Here is a 13,638-nt window from a genome sequence, read left to right as displayed (position 1 = left end):
AGAAGGATTGTCTTTTGGGAAGATGGCGCGGATTTCTCCTTTGAAGTCCGCGCCGTCACCAATACAATAAGAAAATTAGGTTGTATCGATGATTCAAAACGAGACTGATAACGAAGAAAGGCTCATTAACCTCATAAAGGACGGTAACGAACAGGCAATGCGGCAATTATATTGCCGGTACGTTCGGTATCTCTCAGCCGTATGTTCTCGATACATCTATAATGACGAGGATATAAAAGACGTGTTGCAGGATGCTTTCTTGAAGATTTTTTCTTCAGTAAAATCATTCGAATACCGAGGGGATGGTTCGTTGAAAGGCTGGATGACAAAAATCGTGTTGAATGAAACGCTGAAATTCGTAAAGCGCAACTGCCGTCTGGACTTTGTGGAACTTAGGCCGGAGGAGATGGATATACCCGATGAAGAACCTAACACGGAGGGAATTCCACCAGCAGTCATCCATTCCATGATACGGGATTTGCCGGATGGTTACCGAACAATCTTCAACCTGTACGTCATTGAGGAAAAAAGCCATAAGGAAATCGCGGAATTGCTTGGCATCAAGATAAATTCTTCCGCCTCCCAACTGCACCGTGCCAAGGCTATGCTGGCCGAGAAAATTAAAAAATATAACACGCTTTATAATATATCCAGATGAAAGAAGATTGGTTAAAAGACATACATGACAAGATGACAGACTATGAGGCGGACGAGCCTCGTGGCCTGTGGGATGACATCTGTAGGGCAAGGCAACTGGAAGAACAGTCTGAAACAGCCAGTCGCAGTAAAAAGGTCGTATGGCTGTGGACAAGACGGGTAGCTGCGGTTGCTGCAATGGTGGCGTTCGTTGTTTCAATAGGCTACTTTACAAAAGGTGGTAAAGAAAATCCATCTACATCCTTAATAGCGGAAAAAGTTAGGATAGCCAATACAGAAAAGGAAGAGCAGGTTGCAATCATCCCTGATAAAACGGAAGAAGAACCGGGTGTCTCTGCAGGAAATACATATTTCAGGATGCCAAAAGAAAAATTATTGGCAAAAACCGCCGTTCCGAGTGTTCAGACATCAACGGAGACGATTGCTGATACCGTTGTAGCAAATAAGGAACCCTCTGAAACAAAGCAGCAGACATTAGAAGGAACAACTGATACACATCAGCATAAACAGCAGCAGCGATACGATGAAAGTAACCGTGGAACTTATCAGAACAATTATATCGCCCATGCCAATATTGGCAATGATAAATCCGGGAAACTGTCTTGTGCTGTGTTTATGACGGGGGGTGCAAGTTCGGCATTTAACAGGAAATCTATCGGAGATAATTTTTCGTTAGGAGCAGGACCTGATGATGCGGATTGGGAGGACAGTCCTTTACTTGGGATACTTCTTTACAACCAGAGAAAAGAAATAAAAACTGACATCAAGCATCGTCTGCCTGTTAGAGCCGGTGTCTCATTTGCCTACAATATCAATGAACGGCTTAGTCTGGAAAGTGGTGTCACTTATACCAATCTCACATCTGATATGCGGGAAGGCAGCGACAGCCATTATTTCACAGGTGAACAAACTTTGCATTATGTCGGCGTCCCTCTTAATATGAGGTATAAAATTATATCATGGAAGGGTCTTGAACTGTATGCTTCGTCCGGTCTGCTTGCTGAAAAATGCGTGTCGGGCAAGCAAAAGAAAGAATACATCCTTAACAATAAGGTTGAGAAGAAAGAGACGCAAGACCTGAATGAAAAGCCGTTCCAGTGGTCGGTCAATGCCTCTGTCGGATTACAGTATAATATTTCACCTTCAATAGGCCTTTATGCGGAACCCGGCGTAAGTTATTACTTCAACGACGGGACTTCGATAAAAACCATTTATAAAGACAAGCCCTGCAATTTTAATTTGAATCTCGGATTAAGATTCACTTTTGGAAATAAATAAAAAAAATAAGATGTTGAATATGAAAAAAGAAATGACAGTTATATTCTTGTCTGCATGCTGCATGGCAGGATGCGTCAGACAAACAACAACGAATGACAGCACAAAGATAAAGGCATCCGAGTATGCCGTGACAACGGTAAAGGGAGATATTCCATATACTGTTGCAGAACACTATTTTGTCAGGAATGACTTGAGTGCCTTACCTCCTGAAAAGATTGTATCGGAAACCGATTTCAACGCCAACTTTGGCATGGCTGCGACAATGGGCGATAACGGAATGCCCACAAAGATAGATTTCAAGCACCAGTACGTTATTTCTGTCACATTGCCCGAAACAAACATCCATACGGAAATAATACCAGTAGGATTGAAAAAGGCTGATGACGGGAAAATTATATTTTCATATCAAATAAAATTGGGTGACAAATTGACATATACAATGGTTCCGTCATTGCTGATAATTGTGGACAGGAAACATGACGGGACAGTTGTGTTGGATGCTGTCGAGAATATTTGATTTTATTGGTTGTTAGGAACAAATATCTATGAACGATTCATTCTATAATAATCATTTACACAGTAGCAAATGCAAATCTTCCTCGTCGCATATACAGAAAGTCTTGCTTCCTCCACATAAAACGGTCAATGGAAATCACAGGTAAACAATCTGTTTATCCTTTCAACAATACCCACAATGCCACCGCAAGATAACAAAGCAACTGCACTGCGAACAGAAATTTGAGCCATCGGTCGGAAAGCCAGACACCTTCATTGTCGCGGAGGTGTCTGGCTAACTTGTTTCTGTGCCTTTCCAAAAGTTCTTCCTCAGCCTTGATGTGGGCTGCGGAACATTGGCTTACCTTTTCCAGTTCATCCGTGCCGACTGTGGCTTGGATGACGGTATGCCGTTCCGCCTTTACAATGGCGTTGCAGATACCATTCACAATGTTGTCCGCACTGTCCTTGGCCGCGTTCAGGGCGGTAAAGGCGGCCCGTTCCCGTTTGGCAGTGTGCATCAGGCTTCCGTGTATGCCGTGCAGCTCTTCCTTGAATTCATTGATTTCCTTGAGCAAATTGCGCATAGCAAAAATTTGGTCACTCACTTCTTGAAGCAGTCCTTCAAGTTCCTGCTTGTCCTCTTCCAGTTCCTGTTCGGGTGTATAATTGTTAAGCCGCTCCCGTAGGGCGGACGTATCGGGTTGTCTCATTGTCACTGATGTCTTTTAGGTTTGTCATTTACGTTTCATTCCTGATTTCATTTGTCTGCCTATCCTGTGCGAAGCCTCCCGCGCACAACGACGCATGAAGTCGATCTCATCCTCTTCCGTGTCGCGTCCCCATTTGAGGTCGGACTGCGAGCCGCCTCCACCGCCGCCGGAAACCTCCCCGTAAGGAGAAGCGACAAGCGTAAAAAAGGCCATCGCCAGATTTTGCAAAGCCTGCCAGTTGACCACTTCCCGGTAGTCGAACTCGTCGTTCAGGCAGTCAAGCACCTTTTCAGGGATATAGCGGTCGTAGTTCTTTCCGTCATGCTCAAACTCCGTGCGCAGGCGGTCGGGTTGCCATACGGTGTAATCCTCATAGACCGGATTGTTCTGCTCGGCGTTAGTCTGTGGCTTCTGTCCGGCTTCGGTGTGAACGGACGGTTCTTGTGCCGTTACAACAGGTCGCTTCGGTATCGGGCTTTCCTGTTTGGTCTGTTCGGGATGCAGTTTCTCCCAAGTCCGCTCGATACGGGATGCGGTCAGGTTGCGCCCCTTTCCAAGTTCCGACCCCTTGAACCTTGAACTGCCCTTGTGAAGCACATAGCCGCGTACCACCTTCTCTTCATCCTTGCGCAGATACAGCTCGTAGCCTTTGGCGGCAAGTTTCTCCGCATAGCCCTCCCAAGACCATTCGTCCAGTTCACGCAAAGCCTCCATACAGTCCTCACTGACTTGCGGAATACGGCTTTCATGTATGTGTTTAGCTGTTATCCATCCCCTTTGCCGGGCAATCTGTTCAGCCGCCCGATGTGCGCGGATGTGGATGGCGTGGTCGTTGTTGATGTTCCCGTTTTCGTCTATCCGACAAACGACGGCATGGAGGTGAGGTATGCCGCTGTCGGATTCCCTGTGCAGCCACACGCTGGACTTGCTGCCCGATATGTTGGTCGGTACGGAAATGACCTCGCCGTCCTCATTCAGGATTTCCTGATTGTCGAAAGCCGCCGCGAAGTCGTTCCATAGTTGTTGCCAATCCTTGACCGTAAAATCTTCGGTATGCTCCATTGCCGGACTTATCTCCAAGCGGATGACGTTGTTCTTGATGTCCGGGCGGTCCATGGTGACAAACTTCATTTCCGTCCAGATGCCCGAAGCGTCCATGCCCTGCGGAATGAAGTTGTCGCAGATGCGCGTTATCTTTTCTGGATGTTTCTTGTTCCTCGATTCCCCCGACACGTACAGCATCGCCCTGATGCCGTGACTGATGGATTTTGCCTTGGCTATCATACGGCATCCTCCTCTGTCTCTTCGTCCGTTGTCCCTGCCGGATAGCTGTTCGCCTTCTGCGCGGACTGCAGGAAGTCGGTGACATGGTCTGTCACCCGCGCCACTTTCTCGTACCATTCGAGCATGGTGGGCTGATGGTGGAAAAGGCGTACCTTCTCGTCATCGTTCAGTCCGTGCAGGGCGTTGGCGAAGTTCACCATGTCCGTCCTACAGGCCGCAAGCTGCCGCAGACCGTCCACCTCCGTAACTGAAAGCCGCTGTCTCGGTCTGTAATTGAGTGCCCTTGCCCGTATGAAGTCGCTGCGTGTCATGCCGCACTGCCCGGCGGTGCTTTTAATCTGAGAAAGCTCCTGTTCAGTGACTTTGGTGACCACCACCTTGTCACGCCTTATAACGGGCTTTTCCTGCCCGGATTCCTGATTGGAAGTATCTTCGTGTTTCATATAACTGGTGTCCTTGAAATTGTAGTGAAACGGTATCTAAAAAAGGGGAAGGTGCGAGCCTGCGAGCGGCTGGGACAACGACCTTTCGGGGCGTTGCGAGAGCGTCGTGGTAATACCGTCCGAAGGCGGTAATACCTCGGCATATCTCGCAACTCAACGCTATCGCTCCATGCCACTCCACCCGTCCGTCTGCCACTTCCTGCACGGAACGGGTGCCGTTTTGTGCAGGACTGAGGAACAACAGAAAGGGCGGTTTTTGCCCTGTCATTGTCGGCTCGGCTGTTTCCCCGGCTGTATTTCGGCTCTTATTCTTCCCTCTGTTCATGGAAAAATGTATTGTCTGTGTGGTTGCCATCCGTTGTTGTCCATCCACGGACGCACGGGAAGGTCATCACGGATGCCACCCTTGAACGGCAAGTGTCGATAAGCCCCATGTCCGTGAGTGCGTCCAGCAGGTTGCGTATGCGCTTCCTGCCCATGTTCCATTGAGTGGAAATCTGTTCTTCGGAGTACTGCGCCTGACCTGCGGAAAGCGTGAGCGGTCTTCTGAATCCCTTGCCCTCTCCGGCTGTAAATGCCATTCTCGCCAACAGGTCGCCAAACAGCATGAAGTTACCTGTGTCCCTGCCATTGTCATCTGTCGTTGTCCCGCACAGCCATTGCAATGCCTTCTGAGAAAAAACTGATGACAGCGATGCGATACCTGCCGGGTACATGAATCTGTATGTTTCCTTGTCCATAGAATCTTGTCTTTATAGATGTAAGTTACTTTTGCTTGAAGAAGAATAAAACCGTGCAGGAATCGGTATGGGAATACCTGTCTGCTTTCTCGTTGTTTCCTGCACGGCTTCATCTTTCCGTAATCGTATGCCAGATAAAAAAGGCAATCGCCATTGATACCAAATTCCAAAATTGTTTCTATCTTGGAAGTAGGGAAGAAAAAAGAAGTGGTATGAACGCTGGTCAAATGCCTTTCCACCTTTTGCATACGGTTACTTGCCATCTCCGTTGTTTCCTGTGTTTGCCTGTGTCGGTTGTACGGATGCCGGACGCTTGTCAAGGCTTGACACGGCACGGTTGATGTCCTCCGCGTTTACCGCGATGGAAAGCAATGCCCTGTTTACCGTCACCAGTTGCTGCTTGTCGCAAAACTCCGACACACGTTCCAGTAAACCGAATGCACGGTTCAGCCGATGTCCCTGTACGTTGTCTGCCGTCAGGCGGTCGTTGTCCGTGCCGCTGTTGAGATAGCGGTTGAGCGCAAGGCGGTCATCCGCTGAAATGTTGTCTGCCGACACCTTGCCGTCCGCGATGGCGATGCTCACGCGCAATGCGTCCGCCTCGTAGATGCCTACATTCTCCAAGAATGCGCGGATGATTTGTGCGTCCTTACCGCTTATTTCACGTTTACGGTTCTCGTTCTTCTTCTCTGCCGGAACGGTTGTGGCTGTGCCGCCCTGTTCCATGTTCCTGTTCTGTTCCATACTACGTTTGTTTTTTTGATGTGAATAAAAAGGTTGTTTACTTCCGTCCTGCCAGATAGCGGCCGGCTTCCTCCGCGATTTCTTCCTGTGAGGAGATACGGACACCCGTGAGGAAAGCGTCCAAGTCTTCTTTCTTGAAGAAGCACAGCTTGCCCGTCGGCTTGTACATCGGGATAGCCCGGTGCATCATCAGCTTGCGGAAATAGGAGAGCTTGAAGCCGCAATACTCGGCCGCCTCCCTGGTGCTTAAAAGTTTTCTTTGCTCTGTCATGTGCGTATATTTTAGTGAATAATCTGCTTCGCCTTTGTCGTGGCGACAATGCAAAGGTATGGCGGAATTATCCCGAAACAATTACTATAAATAACACAAACAGAGAACTTTGTGGATTATAAATGCAACTATAAACGGAGTAAAAACGAAGCATAAGGGAACTATAAACCCTCCATAATCCCTGATAATCCGTACATGGTAACTTATAAGTGCGGAAGGAAACAGGCCTGTTCGCGGACGGACATAAAAAATCCCGCCATCGGGTTACGGTGACGGGAACAAGGAAGAGAATTGTATAATGGTTATATATAGAAGGTGGAGGTCAGACCTTCTTGAACTCTTCGAGGTCGTAGGTGTCGAGCTTCGGACGAAGGCGGGTCGCCTTGCGCAGCAGTTTGGCGATATGCCTCTGGTGTTCGGACGGGTTGTCCCTGTAGGCGGTCTTGAAGTTGCTTGCCAGCTGTGCGCCGTTGTTGAGCGGCCAGAATTTCTCGAAGATGACCCATTTGCCTTTCCTGATTTTGAGGGCGGCGCAAAGGGCACTGGCGATATAGGCGTAGAGTGTCTGATTGATTTCGTCATCCTCCTTTTTCATCAGCGGCCGGAAGTCCGTATCAAGATAGCCGTCCTCACGGAACAGCACCAACAGGAACAGTGCGTCGTTGGTCTGCAATGATTCGGGCAGTCTCCTTATCTGTTCCGGCTGCACCTTTGAGACAAGGCTGTCATAGTGCCTGATTTCATCCTCCTGTTTCATTATGGAAGGTGGCGTGGATGCTGAAAGCAAGGCTTCGATTTGCTTTTCTCCTGCTTCGTCCGTGTACTGCCGCTTCTTTGGAACAAGTCTGTTCCACCGTTGTAGCAGCCATGATTTTATCTGTTTGCCGTATGCCATACCGATGGTACAGGGCAAAAGGAAAACCACGGCGAAGAGCGAGACCATGACAATGCACGTGCCCCAGTCCATGCGCTTGTCCGGTGTAAAGATGAAAGCAAGCAACAGCGAAAGCACAAACCACGAGGCGGTCAGCACGGAACGGTCTTTGGAAAGCCACTTGTCTATGATGATGTCGTACAAGAGGAAAAATTCCGCTACCAGTCCGATCCACCCGGCAATGGACAGGGTGGCAAACACAAATCCTGCCGTGGTCGCTCCCATGCGGAAAGCGATGGCGGCAACCAGACCGAATGCGGTTGCGGCTACTACCGTAAGCGGCAATAGCATCGTAAGGTAATTATCGGAGATTCGTTTCATCGCATATATAAGTGTTAGTCTTTGAAAATGTCATTGACACGGTTGACCGCCTCGTCTTTCTTCTGGTCGATAATCTTCGCGTATATCTGCGTGGTGGCAATGTTCTTGTGTCCGAGCAGCTTGCTCGTGGTATAAATGTCAACGTCAAGGGTCAGCATCATCGTTGCGAAACTGTGGCGGCTCACGTGATAGGTCACATGCTTGGTTATGCCTGCCGCTTTCGCCCATTTGTCGAGGATTATGCAGATACGGCTCTCTGAGGGAAGGTCGAAAACCTTGTCTTCATCCTTTGCATCGCCACGCTCCGGCAGCCACTTCATCGCCTGTTGGGATAACGGCAGATATATAGGGCCTTTTGTCTTTTCCATTACTGTGAACACCCTCCATTGGTCGCCGTCCTTATGGATGTCGCCCCATGTCAGGCTGACAACATCGCTGATACGCAGGGCGCAGTAGCAGGAGAATAGGAAAGCCTGCTTGACGGCTGGACGGGTGGGACACTCCGTCGCAATCAGTTTCTTCAATTCATCTATCTGCAGGAACTCACGCTTGCTTTCAGGGCGGTGGATACGGTCGGCTGCGGCTATGTGCGTGAAAGGATTCTCGGACAGATAGTCATTCCGTACAGCCCAGTTCAGCATGGCACTGAGCACGGTGACATATCCGGCAGCGGTAGTCATGGTAATGGGTCGGTTCGTCCTCGCCTTGTAATCGTTCCGAAGGAAATTCATGAACGCCATGCAATAGTCCTTGTCTATCATCCTGAGGGGAACGTCACCACGGAATTGGGATGTCGCTTTTCGGATGCAGTTTACACTGCGTATTGTGGTATGCTTGCCATTGTCCTCCAGCCACCTTGCATAAAGGTCAAGCAGTTCAGACAACTTGATACGTCCACGCAACATGATGTTGGAAACGCCTTTTTCATTATTGGTCAGTTCTATGATGCGGTCTGCCTTAATCTTGTTCGCCAATGTCATGTTGTGCTGGTTCATGGCACGGCTGGCAGGATCAAGTTCCGGGACAAGGTAGAGTTTCAGGAACTCATACGTCCGCTTCCCATTACGGTAAATATCAAGATAGATTGACTTGTTACCGTTCTGTAATTCCTTGAAGCGGATGCGGACAGGCTCTTTCGCCTTGATTACTTTCTTTGGTCTGGGCATGGTGTTTTATTTATTTTGTTTATTATTCGACAGGTATAACTGGTGCAGTTTCGTTTTCCTTTTGCTGGTTGGCTGTAATCATCTTCATATACCCCCTCATTGTCTTGGGCGTCAACCCAAGCATACAACAGACGGTTCCAATATCGGTGCCGGTGGTGAGCAATAGATATATAAAGGTGTTTTGCGCAAGTCTGAAATTCAGCGGTTGTTTCAGCCCGGCTTTCTCGCCCCAAAGATGTAGGATGTTCAATATTTCCGTACTCTTCGGCAATCCCCTGAATACCAGCCCACGACGGCTTGTCGTTTCGGGTAGCCATCGCATTGATATGTCGGTCAACGGTATGGATGATTTTCTTGAATATACTTCAATGGTTGTTTTGCCTTCGCTCGTCTTTATGTCTTTCCATTTGAGTGAGAGGACATCGGCAAAGGACAGGTATGTGAAGACGCTCAACATGAAAGCCTGTTTGACTTGCGGCCTTGACATAACAGGGCATGGGGTATTCATCAAAACCTTTATTTCATCCACGGTCAGGAACTTTTTCAGCGGACGTTCCCTTGTGATGCGTCCGTGAATGTTCACGAAACGGAGAGGATTTACACCGATAATCCCATTGGTGACTGCGTTGTTGAGTGTGCTGCTGAAAAGATAAATGTACGCCCTTGCCGTTGTCATGCTGATTTTCCCGAACTGTCCGGCATAGTCCTTGTGCAGGAAGTCAACCAGTCCGTCGCAATAGTCTTCGTTAATGTCAACCACCTTCGTGTCTAACCCACGATAAGCAGCCACGACCCTCTTTATGCCTCTTATGTTTGTGGCGGTAGAAGCGTCACCTTTCGAGAAAACAATTTTTTCGTATTCGTCAATGGCTTCGCCTATGCTCATACCTGACGGTTCTTTGGTTCCTATGCCGAAACAAGCGGTTGACAATTCATTTTCTTTTGCGGCACGGATGGCTTCGGCCTCTTTCATTGTCTTCTTGTTCGCACTAATGTTTTTCTTGGAAGTTTCGGGTAACAAATAGAGACGGATGGTTTCGCGTATGCGCTTTCCATCCTTGTAATAGTCAAGGTAGATGGACTTCTTTCCGTTTTTCATCTCCTTGTATTTAAGCGTTATATGAGATTTTGCAGTACTCATGTGAAGTTCTATTTGTTACTATATGGTCATTTTTCAACTGCAAAATTACAAATATAATTTCAAAGTAACAAAATAGCAGCAAATAAAGTAACAAAATTAACCCTATTTAGCGAAAATAGGAATCCATTATCCTTTTGCGTAACTTATATAAATCACTGATATATAGTGTTTATATATTCTTTTTGCTTGCTATTAATTCTTATGAAAAATATATATAAAGATAGTGGTGGAACATTTCCACATGGCTCTTGGCTTCCACATCAAGGGTTTCGTCCATCGTGGTACGGTTGACCAATATCGGCACGTTGCCGTCCAGCACATAGACTTTCTTCTGCGCATCTGTCACCATTGTCCGTGCCGTCCAAATGCTGCTCACGCTGATGATGATACAGCCGACAAGGAAGAACGAGCAGATGATTCCCACTAACTTGATTTTGTTTTCTAAATTTCTGATTACCATTGTATATTCTTGATTATGAGTTTACGATTATCGCATCATGGTGCCGATTGCACCGGTCGCTGTCATCTTAGCCTGTTGAGCCACACCTTCGCCGAAGTTTCGGGTTGAGAATGCGGTATCGCCCTCTGGTATCATCCAAGCGGCCAAGTCCGGAACAAGGTTCAGGCATTTCAATGCCACGATACTTGCTGCCATAAGGTAGCCTGCCGAGAAAAAGGAGTTTTGCAGGTAAGCAGCCATTGTCTGCTCACTTACCGTGATTGCCGTCAGGTTTTCCACCTGTATGCAAAGAACAATATCGAACAGAAGCAGGACATAAAATCCGACGAAGTATAGGGTTCTAATAGTGAAAATAAAGGATTAAAATAGGAAAGAAAAACAATGTAAAATACTTTATATTAAGTATTTATGTTGTTTTCCTATTTTGGCCGGAATAGCATAAAATGCCATAGTTTTAACGATATTTTGTTGCATATTTGTTGCACGTGACAGATTTAATTGTTAATTTTGCCCTCGTAAGACAAGAGAAAATCCTCTTGTTGAAACCAAATAAAAGAAAGGGAAAAGAACATGGCACGACCGAAGAAAGTGCAAAAGGTAAAAGAGCCTGTGCGCATCCGAAAGCGCAAGTTGGCCAATGGAAACATGAGCCTGTATCTCGATGTTTATGTGAAAGGAGTACGCAAGGTTGAATCCCTCGGATTGTACCTTGTACCGGAACAGACACCGATTGACAAGCAACAGAACGCCCATGCCATGCAAGTGGCAGGGAAAATCAAGGCTGAGCGGATTTTAGCCTTGCAGAACCACGGTGTGCGCCAGTGGTACAAGGTCAAACGGTCGTGCATTACCCTCATTGATTTCCTGAAAGAGTACGAACAGGAGAAATTCGGTTTCTCTGCATCCACTTTGAAAGGCAGACGGGATTTGCGGCTCAAAGTCGAAACCTATCTAAACGAAACGTGCCAGCCCGATATTGTACTGGCCAATGTGGATGCGGACTTTTGCCGTGGCTTCATAGCGTTTCTGCGCTATGCGAAAAACAGCGTGCGCAAGGATGGCAGTACCATCAGCAACGGGGCGGCACATCACCATCAGGCTGTGTTGAACGGGGCTTTGAACAAGGCTGTCCGTGAGGGCATATTGGCTTCCAATCCTTTGAAATCTTTGGCCTCGAAAGAGAAATACCAGCCTTCGGAAAGCATCAGGGAATACCTGACATTGGAAGAATTGAAAGCGGCGATGGCCGCTCCATGCCCCCGTGAGGATGTGAAAAGGGCATTTCTGTTTTCCTGTTTCACCGGGCTTCGGTTGAGCGATGTGCGCTCCTTGACATGGGGTAAGATTATCAAGGCACCGGACGGGCATACCTTATATATAAGGGTAAGGATGCAAAAGACGCAGAAGTTGTTGAACGTGCCTCTGTCAAAGGAGGCTTTGGATTGCCTTTACCTAAAGGATGATGCCGACGAGCCTATTTTCACGCTCCCGGCAGGAGCTTCCAATATCGAACGGAACTTGATGAAGTGGATGCAGAACGCAAAGATAACCAAGCACATAACCTACCATTGCAGCCGCCATTCATTCGCTACGATGATGCTTACGCTCGGTGCGGACATCTACACGACATCCAAGCTGCTCGGCCATGCCAATGTGAACACAACATCCATTTACGCCAAGATAGTTGACCAGAAGAAGATAGAAACGGTCGGACTTGTAGATAACTTCTTTTCAAGATAACAGCAAACAGAGGGAAAAAGATGAAAATAACGATACGCACACGGACGCTTCGGACGGGAAGCCGCTCGATATACCTTGACTTCTACGACAAGGGGAAGCGATGGAATGAATATCTTAATCTGTTCCTCATACCGGATGATGAGCCGGACGCGAAAAGGTTAAATGAGGCTGCTATGGCAAAGGCCAACGCCATAAAGTCCAAACGTATGCTCGGCATAGAGGAGGAAACGGAAACAAACGACGACAAACAATCGGAACTCCCCAAGCGTGTGTTTGCCGATTGGCTTACCGTCCACATAGAGGGGATTAGACGCAATCCGGCTTATGCCGCATCCACCTACCGTAATTACCGTTCAACCGTAAATGTGATAAAGGCGTATTTGCAGCACCTGCACAGGCCACGGTTGCTGATGTCGAAAATAGACAAGGGCTTTGTTCTCGGCTTTATTGATTTCATAGAGCATACCTACCGCAATACCAAATCGCCCGGCAATCCAAAGGAAATGTCGCCCCATACGCTGCATCTCTATCAGTCCACGTTGGTGCGTATGCTCAATGCGGCAGTAAAAGAAGGGGTATTGGATAGAAACCCGTTCTATTCGTTGGAACGGAAAGACCGAATCGGAAAGAAACAAGCCGAAAAAGAATATCTGACCAAAGAGGAACTGATGGCGTTTGCTGAAGCTCCCACCGTCAATGAAACGACCAAACGGGCTTTCCTGTTTTGCTGCTTCACGGGGTTGCGGTACAGCGATGTAAGCGCATTGACATGGCGTGACATCAGACGGGGAGATAACGGCTGGATAGTGTCGGTAAAGGCCATGCAAAAGACAGGCAAACAGGTGATAATACCTCTGAACCAATCAGCGATGAGCTTGCTGCCGGACAGAAACGGATGCAAGCCGAGCCAAACGGTATTTGACATGACCTGTTTGAGTTCCTGCAACAAATGCCTGAAAAAGATTGCCGCTGCTGCTGGGATAGAGAAGAAAATCAGCTATCACACAAGCCGCCATACATTTGCAGTATTGGCATTGGCTGCGGGCGGCGATATTTATACGGTGGGCAAATTGCTCGGACACACAAGCATTAACTCAACGCAGGTTTATGCCGATGTAGTAATGGAAACAAAGGTTGAAGCCATCAGCCGGATTTCAAACTATTTTTCCAAATAGTGCGATAGGTGTTAATGGATTTGTATTGTCTAAAACCGAAAACTGTATCCTGCGGCTTTATTAGATATATTTACGG

General features: G+C 47.6%; 15 protein-coding genes and 2 pseudogenes. 5 read left to right on the top strand and 12 right to left on the bottom strand.

From position 1 onward, the window contains the following. The first annotated feature begins 88 nt into the window (after positions 1 to 88). The 3 genes from NBH16_RS01635 to NBH16_RS01625 are packed head-to-tail and all read left to right on the top strand — an operon-like array spanning position 89 to position 2,452. Positions 89 to 658 (top strand): RNA polymerase sigma factor, encoded by a 570-nt coding sequence (locus NBH16_RS01635; protein ID WP_250787999.1) that lies wholly within the window; start codon positions 89 to 91, stop codon positions 656 to 658. Continuing rightward, positions 655 to 1,935 (top strand): outer membrane beta-barrel protein, encoded by a 1,281-nt coding sequence (locus tag NBH16_RS01630; protein ID WP_227713513.1) that lies wholly within the window; start codon positions 655 to 657, stop codon positions 1,933 to 1,935. The genes NBH16_RS01635 and NBH16_RS01630 overlap by 4 nt, the downstream gene beginning before the upstream one ends. Positions 1,936 to 1,954: 19 nt before the next feature. Continuing rightward, entirely contained in the window at positions 1,955 to 2,452 is a 498-nt protein-coding gene (locus NBH16_RS01625) for a hypothetical protein (protein WP_227713514.1), read from the top strand. A 154-nt stretch (positions 2,453 to 2,606) separates the two neighbouring features. On the opposite strand, the gene NBH16_RS01620 is transcribed toward NBH16_RS01625, so the two are convergent. The 12 genes and pseudogenes from NBH16_RS01620 to NBH16_RS01565 form a co-directional block, all read right to left on the bottom strand. Further along, positions 2,607 to 3,143 (bottom strand): hypothetical protein, encoded by a 537-nt coding sequence (locus NBH16_RS01620; RefSeq protein WP_250787998.1) that lies wholly within the window; start codon positions 3,141 to 3,143, stop codon positions 2,607 to 2,609. 24 nt (positions 3,144 to 3,167) lie between these two features. Beyond that, positions 3,168 to 4,427: a relaxase gene (locus NBH16_RS01615; protein ID WP_227713516.1), complete on the bottom strand. Its 1,260-nt coding sequence runs from the start codon at positions 4,425 to 4,427 to the stop codon at positions 3,168 to 3,170. Then, the gene (locus tag NBH16_RS01610; protein WP_227713517.1) at positions 4,424 to 4,870 is read right to left on the bottom strand and encodes a plasmid mobilization protein; all 447 of its coding nucleotides are present in this window, start codon (positions 4,868 to 4,870) and stop codon (positions 4,424 to 4,426) included. Before NBH16_RS01610 ends, NBH16_RS01615 begins: the two co-directional genes overlap by 4 nt. Beyond that, positions 4,809 to 5,195, bottom strand: coding sequence for a hypothetical protein (locus NBH16_RS01605; protein WP_250787997.1), 387 nt, complete (start codon positions 5,193 to 5,195; stop codon positions 4,809 to 4,811). Before NBH16_RS01605 ends, NBH16_RS01610 begins: the two co-directional genes overlap by 62 nt. After that, a complete protein-coding gene (locus NBH16_RS01600) occupies positions 5,176 to 5,610 on the bottom strand; it encodes a hypothetical protein (RefSeq protein WP_227713519.1) in 435 nt (144 codons plus the stop codon). The genes NBH16_RS01605 and NBH16_RS01600 overlap by 20 nt, the downstream gene beginning before the upstream one ends. Before the next feature lie 252 nt (positions 5,611 to 5,862). Then, on the bottom strand, positions 5,863 to 6,459 hold the full coding sequence (locus NBH16_RS01595) for a hypothetical protein (protein WP_227713520.1): 597 nt from the start codon (positions 6,457 to 6,459) through the stop codon (positions 5,863 to 5,865). After that, positions 6,392 to 6,625, bottom strand: coding sequence for an excisionase family DNA-binding protein (locus NBH16_RS01590; RefSeq protein ID WP_227713521.1), 234 nt, complete (start codon positions 6,623 to 6,625; stop codon positions 6,392 to 6,394). Before NBH16_RS01590 ends, NBH16_RS01595 begins: the two co-directional genes overlap by 68 nt. Before the next feature lie 322 nt (positions 6,626 to 6,947). Continuing rightward, the gene (locus tag NBH16_RS01585; RefSeq protein WP_227713522.1) at positions 6,948 to 7,880 is read right to left on the bottom strand and encodes a hypothetical protein; all 933 of its coding nucleotides are present in this window, start codon (positions 7,878 to 7,880) and stop codon (positions 6,948 to 6,950) included. A gap of 14 nt (positions 7,881 to 7,894) precedes the next feature. Further along, positions 7,895 to 9,046: a site-specific integrase gene (locus NBH16_RS01580; RefSeq protein WP_227713523.1), complete on the bottom strand. Its 1,152-nt coding sequence runs from the start codon at positions 9,044 to 9,046 to the stop codon at positions 7,895 to 7,897. Positions 9,047 to 9,068: 22 nt separating this feature from the next. Then, entirely contained in the window at positions 9,069 to 10,187 is a 1,119-nt protein-coding gene (locus NBH16_RS01575; RefSeq protein WP_250787996.1) for a site-specific integrase, read from the bottom strand. Positions 10,188 to 10,401: 214 nt separating this feature from the next. After that, positions 10,402 to 10,647 (bottom strand): annotated as a pseudogene (locus NBH16_RS01570) (conjugative transposon protein TraK); the annotation flags it as partial. Between the two features lie 27 nt (positions 10,648 to 10,674). Beyond that, positions 10,675 to 10,983 (bottom strand): annotated as a pseudogene (locus tag NBH16_RS01565) (hypothetical protein); the annotation flags it as partial. 234 nt (positions 10,984 to 11,217) lie between these two features. Between NBH16_RS01565 and NBH16_RS01560 the strand changes: the two are divergent. Beyond that, positions 11,218 to 12,387: a site-specific integrase gene (locus tag NBH16_RS01560; RefSeq protein WP_118313761.1), complete on the top strand. Its 1,170-nt coding sequence runs from the start codon at positions 11,218 to 11,220 to the stop codon at positions 12,385 to 12,387. Between the two features lie 20 nt (positions 12,388 to 12,407). Beyond that, entirely contained in the window at positions 12,408 to 13,562 is a 1,155-nt protein-coding gene (locus NBH16_RS01555; protein WP_118313762.1) for a site-specific integrase, read from the top strand. The last annotated feature ends 76 nt before the right edge of the window (positions 13,563 to 13,638 follow it).

This window comes from Parabacteroides sp. Y3-G-102, assembly GCF_023656845.1.
GTDB lineage: Bacteria > Bacteroidota > Bacteroidia > Bacteroidales > Tannerellaceae > Parabacteroides > Parabacteroides distasonis.
The sequence above is the reverse complement of the archived record's forward strand: the minus strand, read 5'-3'. Positions and strand labels throughout refer to the sequence as shown.

Coding starts and splice junctions, on each gene's coding strand:
- NBH16_RS01615 (WP_227713516.1), bottom strand. CDS start 4,427: ATGATAGCCAAGGCAAAATCCATCAGTCACGGCATCAGGGCGATGCTG.
- NBH16_RS01610 (WP_227713517.1), bottom strand. CDS start 4,870: ATGAAACACGAAGATACTTCCAATCAGGAATCCGGGCAGGAAAAGCCC.
- NBH16_RS01590 (WP_227713521.1), bottom strand. CDS start 6,625: ATGACAGAGCAAAGAAAACTTTTAAGCACCAGGGAGGCGGCCGAGTAT.
- NBH16_RS01560 (WP_118313761.1), top strand. CDS start 11,218: ATGGCACGACCGAAGAAAGTGCAAAAGGTAAAAGAGCCTGTGCGCATC.
- NBH16_RS01625 (WP_227713514.1), top strand. CDS start 1,955: ATGAAAAAAGAAATGACAGTTATATTCTTGTCTGCATGCTGCATGGCA.
- NBH16_RS01635 (WP_250787999.1), top strand. CDS start 89: ATGATTCAAAACGAGACTGATAACGAAGAAAGGCTCATTAACCTCATA.
- NBH16_RS01580 (WP_227713523.1), bottom strand. CDS start 9,046: ATGCCCAGACCAAAGAAAGTAATCAAGGCGAAAGAGCCTGTCCGCATC.
- NBH16_RS01600 (WP_227713519.1), bottom strand. CDS start 5,610: ATGGACAAGGAAACATACAGATTCATGTACCCGGCAGGTATCGCATCG.
- NBH16_RS01585 (WP_227713522.1), bottom strand. CDS start 7,880: ATGAAACGAATCTCCGATAATTACCTTACGATGCTATTGCCGCTTACG.
- NBH16_RS01555 (WP_118313762.1), top strand. CDS start 12,408: ATGAAAATAACGATACGCACACGGACGCTTCGGACGGGAAGCCGCTCG.
- NBH16_RS01620 (WP_250787998.1), bottom strand. CDS start 3,143: ATGAGACAACCCGATACGTCCGCCCTACGGGAGCGGCTTAACAATTAT.
- NBH16_RS01630 (WP_227713513.1), top strand. CDS start 655: ATGAAAGAAGATTGGTTAAAAGACATACATGACAAGATGACAGACTAT.
- NBH16_RS01605 (WP_250787997.1), bottom strand. CDS start 5,195: ATGAACAGAGGGAAGAATAAGAGCCGAAATACAGCCGGGGAAACAGCC.
- NBH16_RS01575 (WP_250787996.1), bottom strand. CDS start 10,187: ATGAGTACTGCAAAATCTCATATAACGCTTAAATACAAGGAGATGAAA.